Here is a 15,006-nt window from a genome sequence, read left to right as displayed (position 1 = left end):
GAAGATTGAAGATTGAAGAGATTTTGCAACGAACAACGATTTGGTCATCCATTTGATGACTACAAAAACAAGTGACACTATCCACTGCCGGTTACTATCACTTATTTAACCACGCTCCTAGAGCGTGGTTTTTTTCTATTAAATCAGAGACAAACGATGCCTGATTGAACAAATTTAGACCTGATTACAAGTACTCACATAGGTAAGCAGTCGCTTCTTTTACCTGTAGGTCGAATGAAGAGTCACCCGCAACGTCAAAAGACTCACCAGATTGGTATGTCGTCCAGTCATCATCACCAACACGCTTTACAATCAAAGCACCTTTAACAACGGTCATCTTTTCTGGAGCCGCAGTACCGAACGTGTACTCACCAGCCGCCATTACACCAACACTCACATCAGCACCAGACTGGTTAAACGCTAACGACTTAACGCCACCTTCAAAGTATGTGTTTTCTTTAATCATTGTACTTCCTTGTTATCTTCAAATTGCAATTATTGAGCTCACCGAGTAAGCCTATGCGTAAATTTAGGTGATAATTGTTTTAACCAATTCGAGACTTTCCTACAAGAAATAAATACGCATAGCTTAAGCATTTCTGGAGTTCGCTTTCATTGATAGCGTAAATACTGAGGAGCAAGGCTAAAAACCACTAACGCAACCACATTTATTAGAACATTCGATCCTGCTTCTAACTCTTAGAACAATTTTTGCAAACTAAGGTTTTAATTAATAGAATCTAAAACAATATCAGTCGAAAAATGAAGAGATAATGGCAAAAAAGCCGACTAAAAGCAGAGATCTATTTGCCAACTCGTTACTCTACGGCTTCCTATTAGCTGGCTTTATGGTTGCCCTCACCGCCGGCTATTTTGCTTACCAAGCCCACCAGCAATCTGTCAGCCCAAGCAACGTCTATGGCACATGGATAGAGATTGCGGCGCCACCTTACAACACCGACATCCTGACACTTTCAGAAAACGGTGTGATGATGAATCATCGTCTTATCACTACCTCATTCGATTTTGACGGGAAGATCGTCACGATCAACACTGGCTCTGGAACCACCGTTTACACCATCAGTGGTACTTACGATTCGCCTCGCTTAAAGCGATTAAAGCCAAGCGTACCATCTCAGCAATTTATTAAAGAAGGCTACGAAGATACTGCGACTGGTGATACCCATAGTGTCATGCAACAACGACGCGCTTCCTTAGCTGAGCAATTCAAAAGATAACCCTCTTATCCATACTGCCATAAGCATTCGTCTTCAAGTTTACCCGTCGATCGACCCCGCTCGCTCAACATACTTCACTTTGTGATTCAGCTTCAATCCACAGTATTTTCTTATAGTTTGTCGCACCTTTTCATAACTTCATGTCGTGAATTTTCACTTGTGAGATTTTCCTACTGAAGGATGTTTTATTTTATAAAACATGGACTCAGCCTCTCATTCATTAAGCAACAGAATTGTAACAAGATACAATTTTTTAGTTGTCCATCGAAAACGGATTTATTTTCAGTTATGAAATTAAAACTCTCTCGAATACTGACTGGGAAGCTCCTTCAAAACTGATTGGAGCCGTTTATGGGGCCATTGGGTTCTCGTAATCTTCAAGGAATGAGAGAAATAGTATGATTCGTATAAATACCTGTGCTGCAAGCATTGCTCTAGCGCTATCTGGTACAGCATTAGCGGCTCCAACAGCACCTAGCATCGACATGTACGGTTCCAACAACCTGCAATTTTCTAAAATTGAACTCGCGATGGAAACCACCTCTGGCTACAACCAGATGGTGAAATATCACGACCAAGCGAAGGTCGACGTTAAGTTCAACCAATGGAGCGGAACGTCAGGAAACACGTACAACATCTACTTTGATGGCGTTAAAGTGGCCACCGGCCCAATCACTAGCAGCCAAACCACAGCTTCTTTCGAATACGGCCAAGGCGGCTTATTTGAGATGGAAATCGAAGCGTGTGATGAAACAGGTTGTAGCAAGAGCGCACCTGCTCAAATCACGATCGCTGATACCGATGGCTCACACTTAGCGCCACTTGCGATGAATGTGGATCCGAACAACAAGTCATACAACACAGATCCAAATACGGTAGTCGGTACTTACTTTGTAGAGTGGGGTATTTATGGTCGTGACTACACGGTAGATAACCTACCCGCTGATAACTTGACCCACATCCTTTACGGCTTCATCCCAATTTGTGGTCCTAACGAATCAGTAAAATCGGTAGGTGGAAACAGCTACAACGCACTAATGACAGCTTGTCAGGGTGTTAACGATTACGAAGTGGTGATTCATGACCCATGGGCCGCTTTCCAGAAGAGCTTCCCTCAAGCGGGCCACGAATACAGCTCACCTATCAAGGGTAACTACGCAATGATGATGGCGCTCAAACAGCGTAATCCTGATTTGAAGATCATCCCATCGATTGGTGGCTGGACGCTATCTGACCCGTTCTTTGATTTCACAACCAAAGCCAACCGAGACACCTTCGTCGCGTCTGTTAAGAAATTCCTCAACACATGGAAATTCTACGACGGTGTCGATATCGATTGGGAATTCCCTGGTGGCGGCGGTGCTGCACCTGATCTTGGTGATCCTGTGAACGATGGCCCTGCTTACATAGCACTGATGGCAGAACTACGCGTGATGCTCGATGAGCTAGAAGCTGAAAATGGTCGCACTTACGAACTCACATCAGCCATCGGTGTTGGCCACGATAAAATTGAAGACGTGAACTATGGAGATGCTATCCAATACATGGATTACATCTTTGCGATGACTTATGACTTCTACGGCGGTTGGAATAACGTATTGGGTCACCAAACAGCATTGAACTGCGGTAACTTCATGCGCCCTGGTCAATGTGATGGCACTGGGCTTGATGAAAATGGCGAACCATACACAGGCCCAGCTTACACCACAGACAACGGCATCCAACTGCTTCTTGAGCAAGGTGTTCCAGCCAACAAGCTTGTTGTTGGTACAGCGATGTACGGTCGTGGTTGGGAAGGCGTATTACCCTCATCACTTTCTGATCCGAGCGACCCAATGACTGGCGTAGGTAATGGCAAACTGACCGGCAGCTCTGCTCAGGGTGTATGGGAAGATGGCGTTATCGATTACAAAGGCATTAAGGCGAACATGCTTGGTACGAACAACCAAGGGATCAATGGCTTCGAATACGGCTACGACGAAATGGCAGAAGCGCCTTACGTTTGGAATCGCACCTCAGGTCAGCTAATCACATTTGATGATGACCGCTCGGTAAAAGCAAAAGGCGCGTACGTTCGTAGTCTTGGTCTTGCAGGTCTATTCTCTTGGGAAATTGATGCAGATAACGGCGATATCCTAAATGCAATGCATGAAGGTCTAGCAGGTGGCACCACCGATCCTGTAAACCGTAAACCAACGGCAGCAGCAGGTGCCGACCAATCCGTTGAAGGCCCAGCTTCTGTTTCTCTAGATGGCAGCGCTTCAAAAGACAGCGACGGCACAATCGCGAGCTACGCTTGGTCACAAGTAAGCGGAACAGCAGTAACGCTAGCGAACGCGAATGCAGCTGTTGCAAGCTTCGATGTTGTTGAAGTCGCACAACAAGAAGCTCTAACATTCAGTCTAACCGTAACAGACAACGAAGGTGCTACTTCTACTGACACCGTTGTTGTAACAGTAAGCCCTAAAGATACAGGCCCAGTAAACACAGCACCAGTAGCAGTGGTTACGGCTCCGGCTGAAGTTAATGCGGGTGATGTAGTCGTGGTTGATGCTTCGGCTTCAAGCGATGCAGACCAAGACACATTGACCTTCACATGGGATGTACCTGCTGGTATTGATGCAACGGTTCAAGGTTCTTCAGTGAGCTTTGTCGCAGCGGAATACACGAAAGATACAACGCTGAACTTCTCTGTAACAGTCAGCGATGGCACAGAGACATCGGTAGCAGCTACTTCAGTGAAAGTTCTTAAGAAAACCACAGGCGGCGGTACATGTACTAACGCTTGGGATTCAGGCGCGGTTTACACTGGTGGCGACCAAGTGACTCAAGGCGGTAAGGTTTGGGAAGCGAAATGGTGGACAACCGGTGAAGATCCAACAACGACAGGCCAATGGGGCGTGTGGAAAGAGATCGGCCCAGCAAGCTGTGCTAACTAAAAATAGGATTGAGCTAAACACCAACTAAGCACCTAAAAGCAAGGCCAACCAGATAATGTCTGGTTGGCCTTTTTAATGTTTGTTTTCTTAGCTTTGAGCTTACGATCTTTTTACTGGCGTCCTACTGACTTGCGCTCGTTATACCAATCACAGTAAGCAAGTGTTCAAAAATAGCGCAGGAAAAAAGCTTGAGAACAAGGCTGCTCTTTTCAATAAATAGTTTCGATAAGTAGTTATTCTACAATCAAAAAATCTAACGACGTTATCGAGATTTTTAACAAGCTAGGGTGAACAGTTATTTACTACGATTGGTATTAGACTTAGCCAATTAAGTTATCAAAGCTCTCGAACACTTGTGGGCACTTCATTACTCGCCCGTGGCCCTGTCCTTGAGTCGCAATTAAAGTAACGCGACCCATTTCATTAGCCGCACGCTGAGACACATCAAACTTAGTAAACTTGTCTTGCTCATCATGAACGATGATCGTCTGAGACTCACGAAGCGCTAGCTTTCCATAGGGATCAACAGACTGAATCGGGTAGTTAAACTGCTCTTCGACTTCTCCAACTACCGCCTCGAACAGTTTCATTGAGTAGCCAGAACGCGCAACGCTGCCAAATAGGTTTTCTAGATAATCCAGTACAGGTGCAATCAGCAATAATGGCTTGTTTTCCAATTTAACGTGCTTACATTCCAACGCAGAAGCCGTGCCCATACTGTGACCGACCAAACCTGCTACCTCACCCACCGAATCGAGAATCGCTTCAAGGCCGTTCACAAACGCAGGAATATGACCATGTACACCATCACTGCCACCATGAGCAGGGTGATCATAAGCCAGAGCCGTAAAACCTTTAGCGGCGATATGTTCCATCAGAGGGAAAAACTGACTCGCGGTGCCAGACCAACCATGAGTCAGCACCCAAACAGGCCCCGTACCCAAAGAATAGGTTTTTAAAACGCCATCACGACCTTTGATTTCACTCTTGATAAGCCCTTGGGGATCAGCATTTTTCTGCTCAGTACGCATTGGAGTGAGCAGCAACTTACGTGCTGTTTTCTTCGCATGACTCGGCGCTAGGATGTAATGAAGATTGGTTGTTGCGCCAATTAAGCTGCGCTTGAAGCTGAATTTGTTCGATGTATTAAAGTAGATTTTGTCACTCATGACCGGTCCTTGTATCGCCATCATCATTGGCGGATCGAGCTCGGCCCTGAAAATCGAACGACCGTGCTATTTGTTAGTGTAAAAAATGGCGATAGCGCTTTTTATGGCTGCTTGCCGCCACTTCTCTTAAAATTTCTTATAAGCCTTAGTTAAACAAAACTCAGATGCTTTGCGAGCTAAACCTCTTTCCAGCTAGCGATTAAGCGCTGTACACCACTCCAAAAGTGGGTGTGGCTCGCTTGTTGGCCTCGTAACGAGTAGAACAAGTTGGCACTCAAGTAGAGGCCGTATAACTCAAAGGTTGCCTGTTTAGGATCTAAATCGGCTCTGAACTGTTTGCTCTCAACCGCTTTTGCTACCTGAATCGTCAAGTAATCAATCCACACTGAAATGGTTTTCTGCAGTGCTTTCTGAATCACAGACGTTTCACTGCCCGCATCTTTCCATGCATCAATAAACATGCAACTGCCTTGGAATGAATGGTTCCAGCCCAACCAATTGTCGAGCAGCTGTTTCAATTTCGCTTCAATATCACCATCTCCCAGCTCTCTTGCGGGAATGATGACTCTTTCGGTGAATATGGCGTTGGAATACTCCAGTACAGAGAGTTGCAGGTTTTCTTTAGAGTTGAAGTGTGCAAACAAGCCACTCTTAGACATGCCACACTGTTTGGCTAATTCGCCAATCGTCAAACTCTCAAGCCCGTTTTCACTCGCAAGTGCGAATGCATGACTCAAAATATACTCTTTGGTTATCTTTCCTTTACTCATTATTCACCAAGGATAAATCTGATACGTTATTTTTAGCACGTTCGTTCTTTTTTTCAAAGATTTTTACTTATCTATTGGGATTCAATTTCTCTTCTCAAAGAATTGTGGAAAAATGCGACAGTATTCAAAGGAAATTGAAATCGACTAACAAAGGAAAAACAATGAACACACTTTGGGAACAGTTTGCGTTTTCGGCGTCAGTAACAGGCCCTATCTGTTTAATGCTGTTTCTTGGTGTGATGCTCAAACGAATCGGCTTAATCAACGACAATTTCATTGATGTCGCATCTAAGGTGGTCTTTCAAGTCACCCTACCCGCGATGCTATTTCTGAGTATTGTTCAATCGAATCACAACTTTTCAGCCAGTAGCGCGTTAGTTGCCTTTGGCGTCATCGCTAACTTTATCTTTTTCTTGTTCACGATTTTCTCGACCAAGTTAGTATTTAAAGGTTCGAAAGATCAAGGTGTGATTGTCCAAGGTGGATTCCGCGCCAATACCGCGATCATCGGCCTCGCCTATGTAGCTAATATTTATGGTAACCAAGGCGTGGCATTGGCGGCTATCTATGTCGCATCCCTAACCGTGCTATATAACATTCAAGCCGTGATTGCACTGACACCCAAAGGCGAAGACACTGGTGCGAAAGCGATTAAAGTGATCGCTAAGTCGATTACCAAGAACCCATTGATCATCGCTATTTTCTTAGCGGTCGTCTTCTATGCGCTTTCGATTCCTATCCCAAAAATGGTCACTGATGCTGGTCAATATTTTGCCAACATGACGTTACCTTTGGCACTGCTGTGTACCGGTGGGTCGCTGGACATCAGCTCGCTCAAACAAGAAAAGTTATCGACGTGGTTCGCCTCTAGCTACAAGTTAATTGCCTCACCGTTACTGATTACACTGGCGGCTGGGTACTTAGGATTTGAAGGGCTCGATCTCGGGCTTATCTTCTTGATGAGCGCAGCACCAACAGCAGCGGCAAGCTACGTTATGGCTCGTGCGATGGGAGGAAACTCAACACTGGCGGCTAACATCATCGCGCTTACTACTGTTGTTTCTCTTATCACTTGTACTCTCGGTATTTTTGTACTTACTGCAATGGATTTAATATAGCTGCGACAGGCTTCAAATAATCAATACAAGCCTTAAAACAAAGGTCGCAACCCTTGATTTAGCGCTAACTGATTCAATAAAAAGGCTGTTAGATTCTACGAAAATTTTCTTAGAGATCTGATATGTCTTCCGTTCAACATACGCCTTCACAACACATCGCCAGTATTGAGTTGGGTCGAGTGATTGCTATCTTGGCGATCATTGGTTTACACGGTCAAATGGCACTCACTTATTGGCAAATAGATGAAGTGCCTTGGATCGGTTATGTACTCAACCAAACCGCTCGTTTTGCGGTACCTCTGTTTTTCCTAATTTCCGGTTATCTTATTCAGCCCAAGCTGACTGCCTCCCCGTGGCAAACCGTCATTAATTACTCTAAACCACTGCTTAAGGTTTGGTTAGCATGGAGCATCATTTGCTTAGTGATGCCATTCAACCTCGCGAAGGTAGAAGAGTTTGGTTACCTAGGTGAGCGCCAAGGCTATTGGGGTTTCTTAATGAACACGCCACTTAACTCTTTCTTAGAGGGTGGATTGGTTCATTTATGGTTTATTCCCGCTCTCGTATGTGCAGTTTTGATCATTGCTTTGATAGTCGAAATGAAACTCGACAAACTGCTATTACCAGCGGCCATTGTACTTTACGTTTATGGTGTTTTAGCGGGCAGCTACGCAACGCTAACCGGGTTAGAAGCACCTTTCTTCACGCGTAATGGCCCGTTCTTTAGCACGTTAATGGTGACCTTAGGTTTCCTTATTCGTCAGAATCAATGGAAGGTGTCATCAACTAAAGCGTTGGGGTTATTAGCGTTAGGCATGTTGATTCATTTTGCTGAGGCATCATGGCTCACCACGTTCGACGTCGGATTCAACATGAATGATTTCTTGTTTGGCACGGCGCTATGGGGGATGGGCGTGTTCATGTGGCTTTTAGCAAATCCAAACATGGGTAACTACGCTTGGGTTCGCGCCATTTCAAATCGCATGCTAGGTATCTACGTCAGCCATTTGCTGATCATTATCGTGTTGTTCAATGTCTGTGGAGTTTTAGGCATTACGGAATTGGCAAAAGACGTTACGGTATTTTTTGGCACCGTATTGTTGAGCTTCGGGTTGGTTGTTGGAATCGAAAAAACACCACTGCGACGTGTGCTGCTTCGTTAGTGTTTGTGCCTAACATCATCAGCTAAATCAGTTTTAAAGAGTCACAAAAAATAAAGGCAAGATAACGGATTATCTTGCCTTTATTTCATCATGTCAGTAATGAGACTGTGTCACTCGCTGGAGTGTTATCGGAACGCCATTGCGCCCTTGCCAACACCTTCATAAGCGACGATTTGTAGTGATTGGTTCTCTGCTAGGCTCGGTTCAACTTGATCCGCGATATAGCCAGCAAGTAATTCCACCGTGGTATCTGTCGGTAAAATTTCCGTCTCACTCTTAGCAATCGCTAGCTCAAATTCGCCTTGTGGCGCGGTGTAGCGGAAGCCATAGTGACTTTCATCATTAACACTGTTCGCGTTTTCACTCAGGTTAAGTGATGAAACTGAAACTTGGTCTTCTTTAGAACCTAAATAAATGTCTTCCCAACGCTGAGCAAATGCTTGTTCACGTTGCCCGTCACGCTGACCATCGACCACGATTTCTACTGGAGAACGGTGACCATGCGCGATGCGTTGGCAGTTGCCATCATGCTTTTTTAAACCATGGGTGTAGTGGTAGAACGCGCCATTAATGTTCTCATGACGTAGGGTGATCTCTAACCCTGTGACGTTACTTGGTAGGTTATCGCGAAGAATATTGTAAACGTGTGCGGTCACACTCTCGATGGTGATCGCTTCTGCATCAATGAGGCAATATGCTTTATCAGGGCAATGTAGATGAAGACTCTTGTCACCACGCAACACATCAACCTTAGAGTAGCCCGCTTTGCTCGCTTGAAGAACAATTGCAGCGCTCTGCATTGGCAGCAGCAAACGGTGATCAACATGCTCATCGACAAGCTGTTTGATCTGCTTTTTGACCTTGCTAAAATCCAGCACCATGCTCATTTCATTAAGTTCACCAGACATGGTGACATCTAAAATCCAACTATCTCCTACGACCCCTCTGTGTTCACAGATGTATGAAGAATCGATAACGGTAAGGTCTCTTACAAATAGGTTCAAGTTGAACTCCTTAATACTTTAATGAGATACGGGAGGCTGAATAATGCTCAGCAGGCACTTCGTCTCATTGATGTCTGATAAAATAGGACGGGCAGGATGTTACAACGAGCTAATAAAGTCCACCTTTTTACACCGTCATTCGAGAAATGAACAAACTACGCTCAATTTCCGCTAAAACATAGGCCAGCCTGATGCCAATAGCCATATTGCAGGTAGGGATGGCCAGCGCTTCACGACGCATTTTGCTTTAGCCAAAGGCGCGGCGACACTCCGGCAACATGTTGAAAAGCACGTGAGAATCCTGAATAGCTATTGTAACCCACTTCATCAGCGACCCAATTGATCGGCTTATTTTGCAATAACAGAGATTGAGCAACAGAGACTCGCCACTTTTGCACATAATCTCCCGGCGTTTCACCCACTTCCCGTTTGAACGCTTCAATAAACTGAGTACGAGACATCGCGGCCAGTGACGCAATTTCGGCAAATAAACAATGCAAGGCTGCGACAAATGCCTGTGTTCCGTGTGAGCGCTAGACAAGCTCAACTCCCCCGCGCTCAATACATGAAGGTGGCCCTCTTTACCTTGTTGCGCGTTAAATGACGATACTCCACACAGGTTTCCAGAATAGAAAACGCCAGTGCGTATCGAGAAGTGTTCCATTAGTTGTGAAAGCAGATCCATGCATCCTCCGAACGATTCGCTTAGTTTTTAGTTCTTTTGTCCCTCTATAGACCGGACGAGTGGGCTAAATTATTTCAAACAAGATAACCAACACTGACAAGGAACTTGATATGTCACACATGAAATCGACCAGTCAAAAAATCACTCTAATGGCCGAGTTACTAGGCACCAGCTTTTCGTTAATGGCAGCAGACCTTGATATGAGTGTCGACAGCAATAACCTCGCAATTAAAGGCTATGATCCTGTCGCTTACTTTGCCAATGAAGGTCCAGTAAAAGGCACATCTGAGTTCACAGCGACCTATAAGAATGCGATCTATAACTTTGCGAGCAGTGAAAACAGAGATGAATTTCGAGCCAATCCAGAAGCCTATGCCCCTCAATATGGCGGTTACTGCGCGTTTGGAGTAGCCATGGGTAAGAAGTTTGAAACCGACCCTCTCGCTTGGAAGGTGGAAGATGGAAAGTTGTATCTGAACTTAGACAAATCGGTTCAGAAACGCTGGCTGGAGAATACACAAGAGTTCATCCAAGACGCCAACAGCAACTGGACAACCATCAAAACCGTAGAAGCCTATAAGCTCTAGCCTACAGCGCTTATCCATTGCCCAAGAATAAAACGGAAGCGACCGAACGCTTCCGTTTTCATTGGGATTTTCCCCAAAGAGGCCAACCCAAAGCGATTGGCAACACCTACTAAGTCCATTTCTATTCTATACTCCTAGCAGATAAGCTTTTCTTTTTATGGAAGAATAATGACATTACCTAAGATTTTGGTACTCGGCCTCTGCGCCCTATCGACACTGACTTATGCCAACCCATGGCAGTTCGTCAAAAGTGAAGATGGCATCATGATTGATAAAAGGCCACACAGCGAAGGCTTGGTCGAAATACGAGCACAGATGCAAACGCCCACCACTTACTCCGGTTTTTTACTGTTATTGGAAGACAGTGAGAACGTGCCAAACTGGATAGATAATGTATCGCAAAGCCGTGTGTTGATGCAGATATCTGAAGATGAAAACATCGTCTATACCCAATTCAAAGCACCGTGGCCTGCCAGAGATCGAGACATGGTGACCTACTCAAAATACAGCATCGAGGGTGGGCAGTTTGTTTTGTCGATAAAGGATGCGTCGAACTATTTGGCGAAAGAGTCGGGGTACATTCGAATCTACGATGTGGACGCACTTTGGACACTGCAACCGCTGACTAATGGCAATACCTACATCACCTACACCGCGTATGCGAACGCAGGGGGCATCTTGCCAAATTGGTTGATGAACAAGTTATCGATAGGCAGTGCACTGAGCACGTTTAAGGGGCTAAAAGAACAGTTACCAAAGTACCAAGGCCAACAGCACCCTAACCTGCCAAATGAGTCTCGCTAACGATACAAGTCGATAAGTAAATGGAGGCATTAAGGTTAAAGATTAAGGTCTTCTAGCGAGGTCGCGAGCTAAGATAAGCGCCAAGCCAAATACTTGAAGAAACAGGGCGATGTTCTTATAGAAAGCCATTTTCTCATCAAGCCTTTGGATTAACTCAACCAAGGTCAGGTTATCCAAATAGTAATCATCGATTCGAGTTCGTTGCGCTTCTTGTGCACTGTTTATCAGCATCATCAGTTTCGGTAAGTGAGCCAAAGAGATACTTGGCACTTCGCTACTCACCCAACGCCTAAGTTGCCCACGCAGTGCTTCGTCGAGAACCGTGGTCGGCTGCACCGTTTCTGGTTTATCAAGGTGAATCAAAATCGCTTCACGCTTGCGCTCTAGGGTTTCAATCGTATTCCAAGCAAGCTGTATTGAGTACACATTGCCGTATTTGCGATCGTTGTACTCCGCTTTCTCAGCTTCAATTTTATCGAGCACCAAGCTCGACATGACAATCGCCATGATGTTGAGTATCAAGCCTGCGAGGACAATCGCCCAAGCAGGAGGAAGACGCAACGCCATAATGCTCCCTAGAACATTTTATCAAAAGGTAGGTAAGCTAAGTTTAGGACAATCAAAGAGATCATGCAGATAAGCGTTAACACCATACCCACTTTTCGACCTTTGAAGTTCTTCGCTAAGATCCCTTTCGCATGAATCACACGCCCCAGAATAAACGCCACACCAATGACATGAATCAGCCACACACCGGCGCCATTCATCTCTAACAATCCCATCAAAATAACGGTGATTGGGATGTAATCCATAGCATTACTTTGTGCCGAACGTGCTATCTGTAACGACTCGACACCGCCATCAGCATGAGCAACAAGATTGATTCGCCTTTGCTTGATCACCTCTATTGCTAACCAAATCATTACGATCGTCAGCAAGGCTGCGTAAAGTGCTGTAACCATCATATTTCCCTATTATTTTGTGTTTACTCAGTGTTCTTTGTTATCTGTTCGACAACACCCGCCGAGATAAAATGAAAATCGCACCCGAGTACTTGTAAGAGATCTCTCACACCGAACGTAAGAGATCACAATCAAGCTTCGCAGAAAATTCCTAAAATACAAACCCAAGCCCTTGTTTTGTATGAATCCACGCATATTTCTTTCGATCAGTGGGTACATTTATTTCTTAGGGTGGATTGTGAGCAAAGCCTCTGCAGTGTTTAATACACATGTCGACAGGGAGTTGGCAGGAACAGGAAAAAGCCTAACGGATTAGGTATCTTCAGGATGAAGATTTGATGGCTTAGGATGAGTTATCAGCAAGGAAGTTATGCTCTAGGATAGAGTCGCTTATCAGGATGATGAGTTTGCAAGGACACCGCTAGGACGGCGATGAATTGGATAGGTTAAAGGATTTAGCCACGTCAAGGAACGATGCAGGGAGCACCAGTTACCTATTGAAAGATAAGTAACGCGCAGTAGCAGGATGGCTACGAAAAGAATAGACCCCGTTTGGTGAAAGCCAAACGGGGTTTCCTTTTTTTTTAGCGTTTGAAAAGTCTCATTGGCAATTCATTTACCATAAACCCTAAAAAGTTTCGAGAACTGTCATTCTACAAAAGTTATAGAATAATATTCATCAAGAACATCGCACCAAACGCATTCAATACTGAAATCGCGATCATCACTGGAATATAGCGACCTTCAATACCAATTGGTCCCATGATACGTCCCATGTATTGCACCAACAAACTTGAAGATAAACATCACAGCAACCGCTAGGCCAATTGACGAAGTTACCGCCAAAGAACCATCCATAACTGGAAGGGTGAACAGTACTGTACCTGAAGAGAAGAAGTTAACGATCGCCCCGCGCCAGCATCAGTACTTTGAAGCGACGAAATCAATGCTAAGCCTGAGTTGCCAGGAGTATCCATCAAAGCTAATACTTTCGCCACCGTCTTTCTTTTTCACTATAATCTATTGAATTATTAAGATATCTATCACACCCCACATGCTTATTTAGGTCTACGCTTTTACCCGTGTTAATAACTTATTAACTTCGGAGCGTAATCCATGTTAGGTATCCAGCTTTCTGCTGTTCTCTCTTTGTTACTCTTTTCTTCGGTAGCAGGTGCTGCCACTTCTCAGTTGGGAGAACCACTCAAGCTCACCAACTCATTCGCTGGCTACCTATCCCTGACCATTTTCGTTGTCGCCTACATCGTGGTGATGATGGAAGAGTACCTAAAGCTCCGAAAATCTAAGCCAGTGTTACTTGCAGCAGGACTGATCTGGATAATCATTGGTTTTATCTACCAAGAACACAACCTTGTTGAAGTCGCTAAGCAAGCACTCGAACACAACTTACTGGAATACGCTGAGCTGTTACTTTTCCTACTCGTCGCCATGACCTACATCAGCGCCATGGAAGAGAGAAGACTGTTTGATGCGCTGCAAGCGTGGATGGTGGGCAAAGGCTTTAATTTCCGCTCTCTGTTCTGGCTAACCGGTATTCTGGCCTTCTTTATCTCACCGATCGCCGACAACCTCACCACAGCTCTATTGATGTGCGCCGTGGTTCTGAAAGTCGCAGGATCTAACCCTAAATTCGTTAACCTAGCCTGTGTGAATATCGTGATAGCCGCTAACGCTGGCGGCGCGTTCAGCCCATTCGGTGACATCACAACGTTGATGGTGTGGCAGGCTGGTTATGTGAGCTTCAGTGAATTCATTCCCTTATTTATTCCTTCAGTGATGAATTACCTCGTCCCTGCAATGATCATGTCTTACTTTGTTCCCACAACCCAACCCGACACGGTTCATCAACACGTTGAATTAAAACGTGGTGCAAGACGAATCGTATTCTTGTTCATCATGACAATAGCGACCGCGGTTGCTTTCCATGCCGTACTCCACTTCCCTCCTGTGATGGGGATGATGATGGGACTCGCCTACCTGCAGTTCTTTGGTTATTACTTACGTAAGACTTTACCCAACTCACTCGCGAAGAAAAAAGCGGTGGCGATCGCCAATAACGATGAAGGCGCCCTGAAACGACTCGGTTCTGTTGTGCCATTCGATGTATTTCGAAGAGTTTCGCATGCCGAATGGGACACGTTGCTGTTCTTCTACGGCGTCGTAATGTGTGTCGGTGGCTTGAGTTTACTTGGATACTTGGAATTAGCCTCGGGCGTGATGTATAGCCAATGGGATCCAATTTGGGCCAACGTCATGGTGGGGATCTTATCGGCTATTGTCGATAACATTCCGGTGATGTTTGCCGTGTTATCCATGGAACCCCAAATGTCGATGGGCAACTGGCTACTGATCACCTTAACCGCAGGTGTCGGTGGTAGCTTGCTATCTATAGGCAGTGCAGCAGGTGTGGCATTGATGGGGGCGGCGCATGGAAAATACACCTTCTTTGGACACCTAAAATGGATGCCAGTGATCATGATTGGCTATGCCGTCAGTATCGCCGCTCACCTATGGCTGAATGGAGATCTTTTCTAATTCGGAGATCT

14 protein-coding genes and 2 pseudogenes are annotated in these 15,006 nt (G+C 45.2%); 7 read left to right on the top strand and 9 right to left on the bottom strand.

Annotated features, from left to right (window positions below; translation table 11 throughout):
• Window positions 1-184: 184 nt before the first annotated feature.
• On the bottom strand, window positions 185-466 hold the full coding sequence (locus AB4623_RS10350) for a pyrimidine/purine nucleoside phosphorylase (RefSeq protein ID WP_017057600.1): 282 nt from the start codon (window positions 464-466) through the stop codon (window positions 185-187).
• Between the two features lie 307 nt (window positions 467-773).
• Here AB4623_RS10350 and AB4623_RS10345 point away from each other — a divergent pair, with 307 nt between their 5' ends.
• A complete protein-coding gene (locus AB4623_RS10345) occupies window positions 774-1,238 on the top strand; it encodes a DUF2850 domain-containing protein (RefSeq protein ID WP_372146347.1) in 465 nt (154 codons plus the stop codon).
• 398 nt (window positions 1,239-1,636) lie between these two features.
• Window positions 1,637-4,177, top strand: coding sequence for a glycosyl hydrolase family 18 protein (locus AB4623_RS10340; protein ID WP_372146345.1), 2,541 nt, complete (start codon window positions 1,637-1,639; stop codon window positions 4,175-4,177).
• A 320-nt stretch (window positions 4,178-4,497) separates the two neighbouring features.
• Here the strand turns inward: AB4623_RS10340 and AB4623_RS10335 are convergent, their stop codons facing one another.
• Both AB4623_RS10335 and AB4623_RS10330 read right to left on the bottom strand, forming a co-directional pair.
• Window positions 4,498-5,346, bottom strand: coding sequence for an alpha/beta hydrolase (locus AB4623_RS10335; RefSeq protein WP_017065066.1), 849 nt, complete (start codon window positions 5,344-5,346; stop codon window positions 4,498-4,500).
• 176 nt (window positions 5,347-5,522) lie between these two features.
• Window positions 5,523-6,116 (bottom strand): TetR/AcrR family transcriptional regulator, encoded by a 594-nt coding sequence (locus AB4623_RS10330; protein WP_017072389.1) that lies wholly within the window; start codon window positions 6,114-6,116, stop codon window positions 5,523-5,525.
• Between the two features lie 161 nt (window positions 6,117-6,277).
• Here AB4623_RS10330 and AB4623_RS10325 point away from each other — a divergent pair, with 161 nt between their 5' ends.
• The gene (locus AB4623_RS10325) at window positions 6,278-7,234 is read left to right on the top strand and encodes an AEC family transporter (RefSeq protein ID WP_017072390.1); all 957 of its coding nucleotides are present in this window, start codon (window positions 6,278-6,280) and stop codon (window positions 7,232-7,234) included.
• 122 nt (window positions 7,235-7,356) lie between these two features.
• A complete protein-coding gene (locus AB4623_RS10320; protein ID WP_372057722.1) occupies window positions 7,357-8,397 on the top strand; it encodes an acyltransferase in 1,041 nt (346 codons plus the stop codon).
• 125 nt (window positions 8,398-8,522) lie between these two features.
• Here AB4623_RS10320 and AB4623_RS10315 read toward each other — a convergent pair whose 3' ends face one another.
• A complete protein-coding gene (locus AB4623_RS10315; protein ID WP_372100727.1) occupies window positions 8,523-9,401 on the bottom strand; it encodes a 6-pyruvoyl tetrahydropterin synthase family protein in 879 nt (292 codons plus the stop codon).
• Between the two features lie 230 nt (window positions 9,402-9,631).
• A pseudogene (locus AB4623_RS10310) lies at window positions 9,632-10,086 on the bottom strand (AraC family transcriptional regulator).
• A 110-nt stretch (window positions 10,087-10,196) separates the two neighbouring features.
• Between AB4623_RS10310 and AB4623_RS10305 the strand changes: the two are divergent.
• Window positions 10,197-10,673 (top strand): YHS domain-containing (seleno)protein, encoded by a 477-nt coding sequence (locus tag AB4623_RS10305; RefSeq protein WP_017061530.1) that lies wholly within the window; start codon window positions 10,197-10,199, stop codon window positions 10,671-10,673.
• Here the strand turns inward: AB4623_RS10305 and AB4623_RS10300 are convergent.
• Complete coding sequence (locus tag AB4623_RS10300) at window positions 10,670-10,792, bottom strand: hypothetical protein (RefSeq protein ID WP_017061529.1); 123 nt, start codon at window positions 10,790-10,792, stop codon at window positions 10,670-10,672. The genes AB4623_RS10305 and AB4623_RS10300 overlap by 4 nt on opposite strands.
• A 49-nt stretch (window positions 10,793-10,841) precedes the next feature.
• Here AB4623_RS10300 and AB4623_RS10295 point away from each other — a divergent pair, with 49 nt between their 5' ends.
• The gene (locus tag AB4623_RS10295; RefSeq protein WP_017061528.1) at window positions 10,842-11,477 is read left to right on the top strand and encodes an START domain-containing protein; all 636 of its coding nucleotides are present in this window, start codon (window positions 10,842-10,844) and stop codon (window positions 11,475-11,477) included.
• A gap of 42 nt (window positions 11,478-11,519) precedes the next feature.
• Here AB4623_RS10295 and AB4623_RS10290 read toward each other — a convergent pair whose 3' ends face one another.
• From AB4623_RS10290 to AB4623_RS10280, 3 genes and pseudogenes are all read right to left on the bottom strand, one after another.
• On the bottom strand, window positions 11,520-12,044 hold the full coding sequence (locus AB4623_RS10290) for a hypothetical protein (RefSeq protein WP_017061527.1): 525 nt from the start codon (window positions 12,042-12,044) through the stop codon (window positions 11,520-11,522).
• A gap of 8 nt (window positions 12,045-12,052) precedes the next feature.
• On the bottom strand, window positions 12,053-12,439 hold the full coding sequence (locus tag AB4623_RS10285; RefSeq protein ID WP_017061526.1) for an MAPEG family protein: 387 nt from the start codon (window positions 12,437-12,439) through the stop codon (window positions 12,053-12,055).
• 780 nt (window positions 12,440-13,219) lie between these two features.
• Window positions 13,220-13,446: pseudogene (locus AB4623_RS10280) on the bottom strand (YjiH family protein); the annotation flags it as partial.
• A gap of 109 nt (window positions 13,447-13,555) precedes the next feature.
• Between AB4623_RS10280 and nhaD the strand changes: the two are divergent.
• Window positions 13,556-14,995: a sodium:proton antiporter NhaD gene (gene nhaD / locus AB4623_RS10275; protein WP_372100731.1), complete on the top strand. Its 1,440-nt coding sequence runs from the start codon at window positions 13,556-13,558 to the stop codon at window positions 14,993-14,995.
• The last annotated feature ends 11 nt before the right edge of the window (window positions 14,996-15,006 follow it).

The sequence above is a fragment of the Vibrio sp. 10N.222.52.C12 genome (genome assembly GCF_041474215.1).
Classification (GTDB): domain Bacteria; phylum Pseudomonadota; class Gammaproteobacteria; order Enterobacterales; family Vibrionaceae; genus Vibrio; species Vibrio crassostreae_C.
This window is presented reverse-complemented; position numbering and strand designations above follow the sequence as displayed.

Coding starts and splice junctions, on each gene's coding strand:
- AB4623_RS10305 (WP_017061530.1), top strand. CDS start 10,197: ATGTCACACATGAAATCGACCAGTCAAAAAATCACTCTAATGGCCGAG.
- AB4623_RS10320 (WP_372057722.1), top strand. CDS start 7,357: ATGTCTTCCGTTCAACATACGCCTTCACAACACATCGCCAGTATTGAG.
- AB4623_RS10350 (WP_017057600.1), bottom strand. CDS start 466: ATGATTAAAGAAAACACATACTTTGAAGGTGGCGTTAAGTCGTTAGCG.
- AB4623_RS10335 (WP_017065066.1), bottom strand. CDS start 5,346: ATGAGTGACAAAATCTACTTTAATACATCGAACAAATTCAGCTTCAAG.
- AB4623_RS10285 (WP_017061526.1), bottom strand. CDS start 12,439: ATGGTTACAGCACTTTACGCAGCCTTGCTGACGATCGTAATGATTTGG.
- AB4623_RS10290 (WP_017061527.1), bottom strand. CDS start 12,044: ATGGCGTTGCGTCTTCCTCCTGCTTGGGCGATTGTCCTCGCAGGCTTG.
- AB4623_RS10300 (WP_017061529.1), bottom strand. CDS start 10,792: ATGGACTTAGTAGGTGTTGCCAATCGCTTTGGGTTGGCCTCTTTGGGG.
- AB4623_RS10330 (WP_017072389.1), bottom strand. CDS start 6,116: ATGAGTAAAGGAAAGATAACCAAAGAGTATATTTTGAGTCATGCATTC.
- AB4623_RS10340 (WP_372146345.1), top strand. CDS start 1,637: ATGATTCGTATAAATACCTGTGCTGCAAGCATTGCTCTAGCGCTATCT.
- nhaD (WP_372100731.1), top strand. CDS start 13,556: ATGTTAGGTATCCAGCTTTCTGCTGTTCTCTCTTTGTTACTCTTTTCT.
- AB4623_RS10325 (WP_017072390.1), top strand. CDS start 6,278: ATGAACACACTTTGGGAACAGTTTGCGTTTTCGGCGTCAGTAACAGGC.
- AB4623_RS10295 (WP_017061528.1), top strand. CDS start 10,842: ATGACATTACCTAAGATTTTGGTACTCGGCCTCTGCGCCCTATCGACA.
- AB4623_RS10345 (WP_372146347.1), top strand. CDS start 774: ATGGCAAAAAAGCCGACTAAAAGCAGAGATCTATTTGCCAACTCGTTA.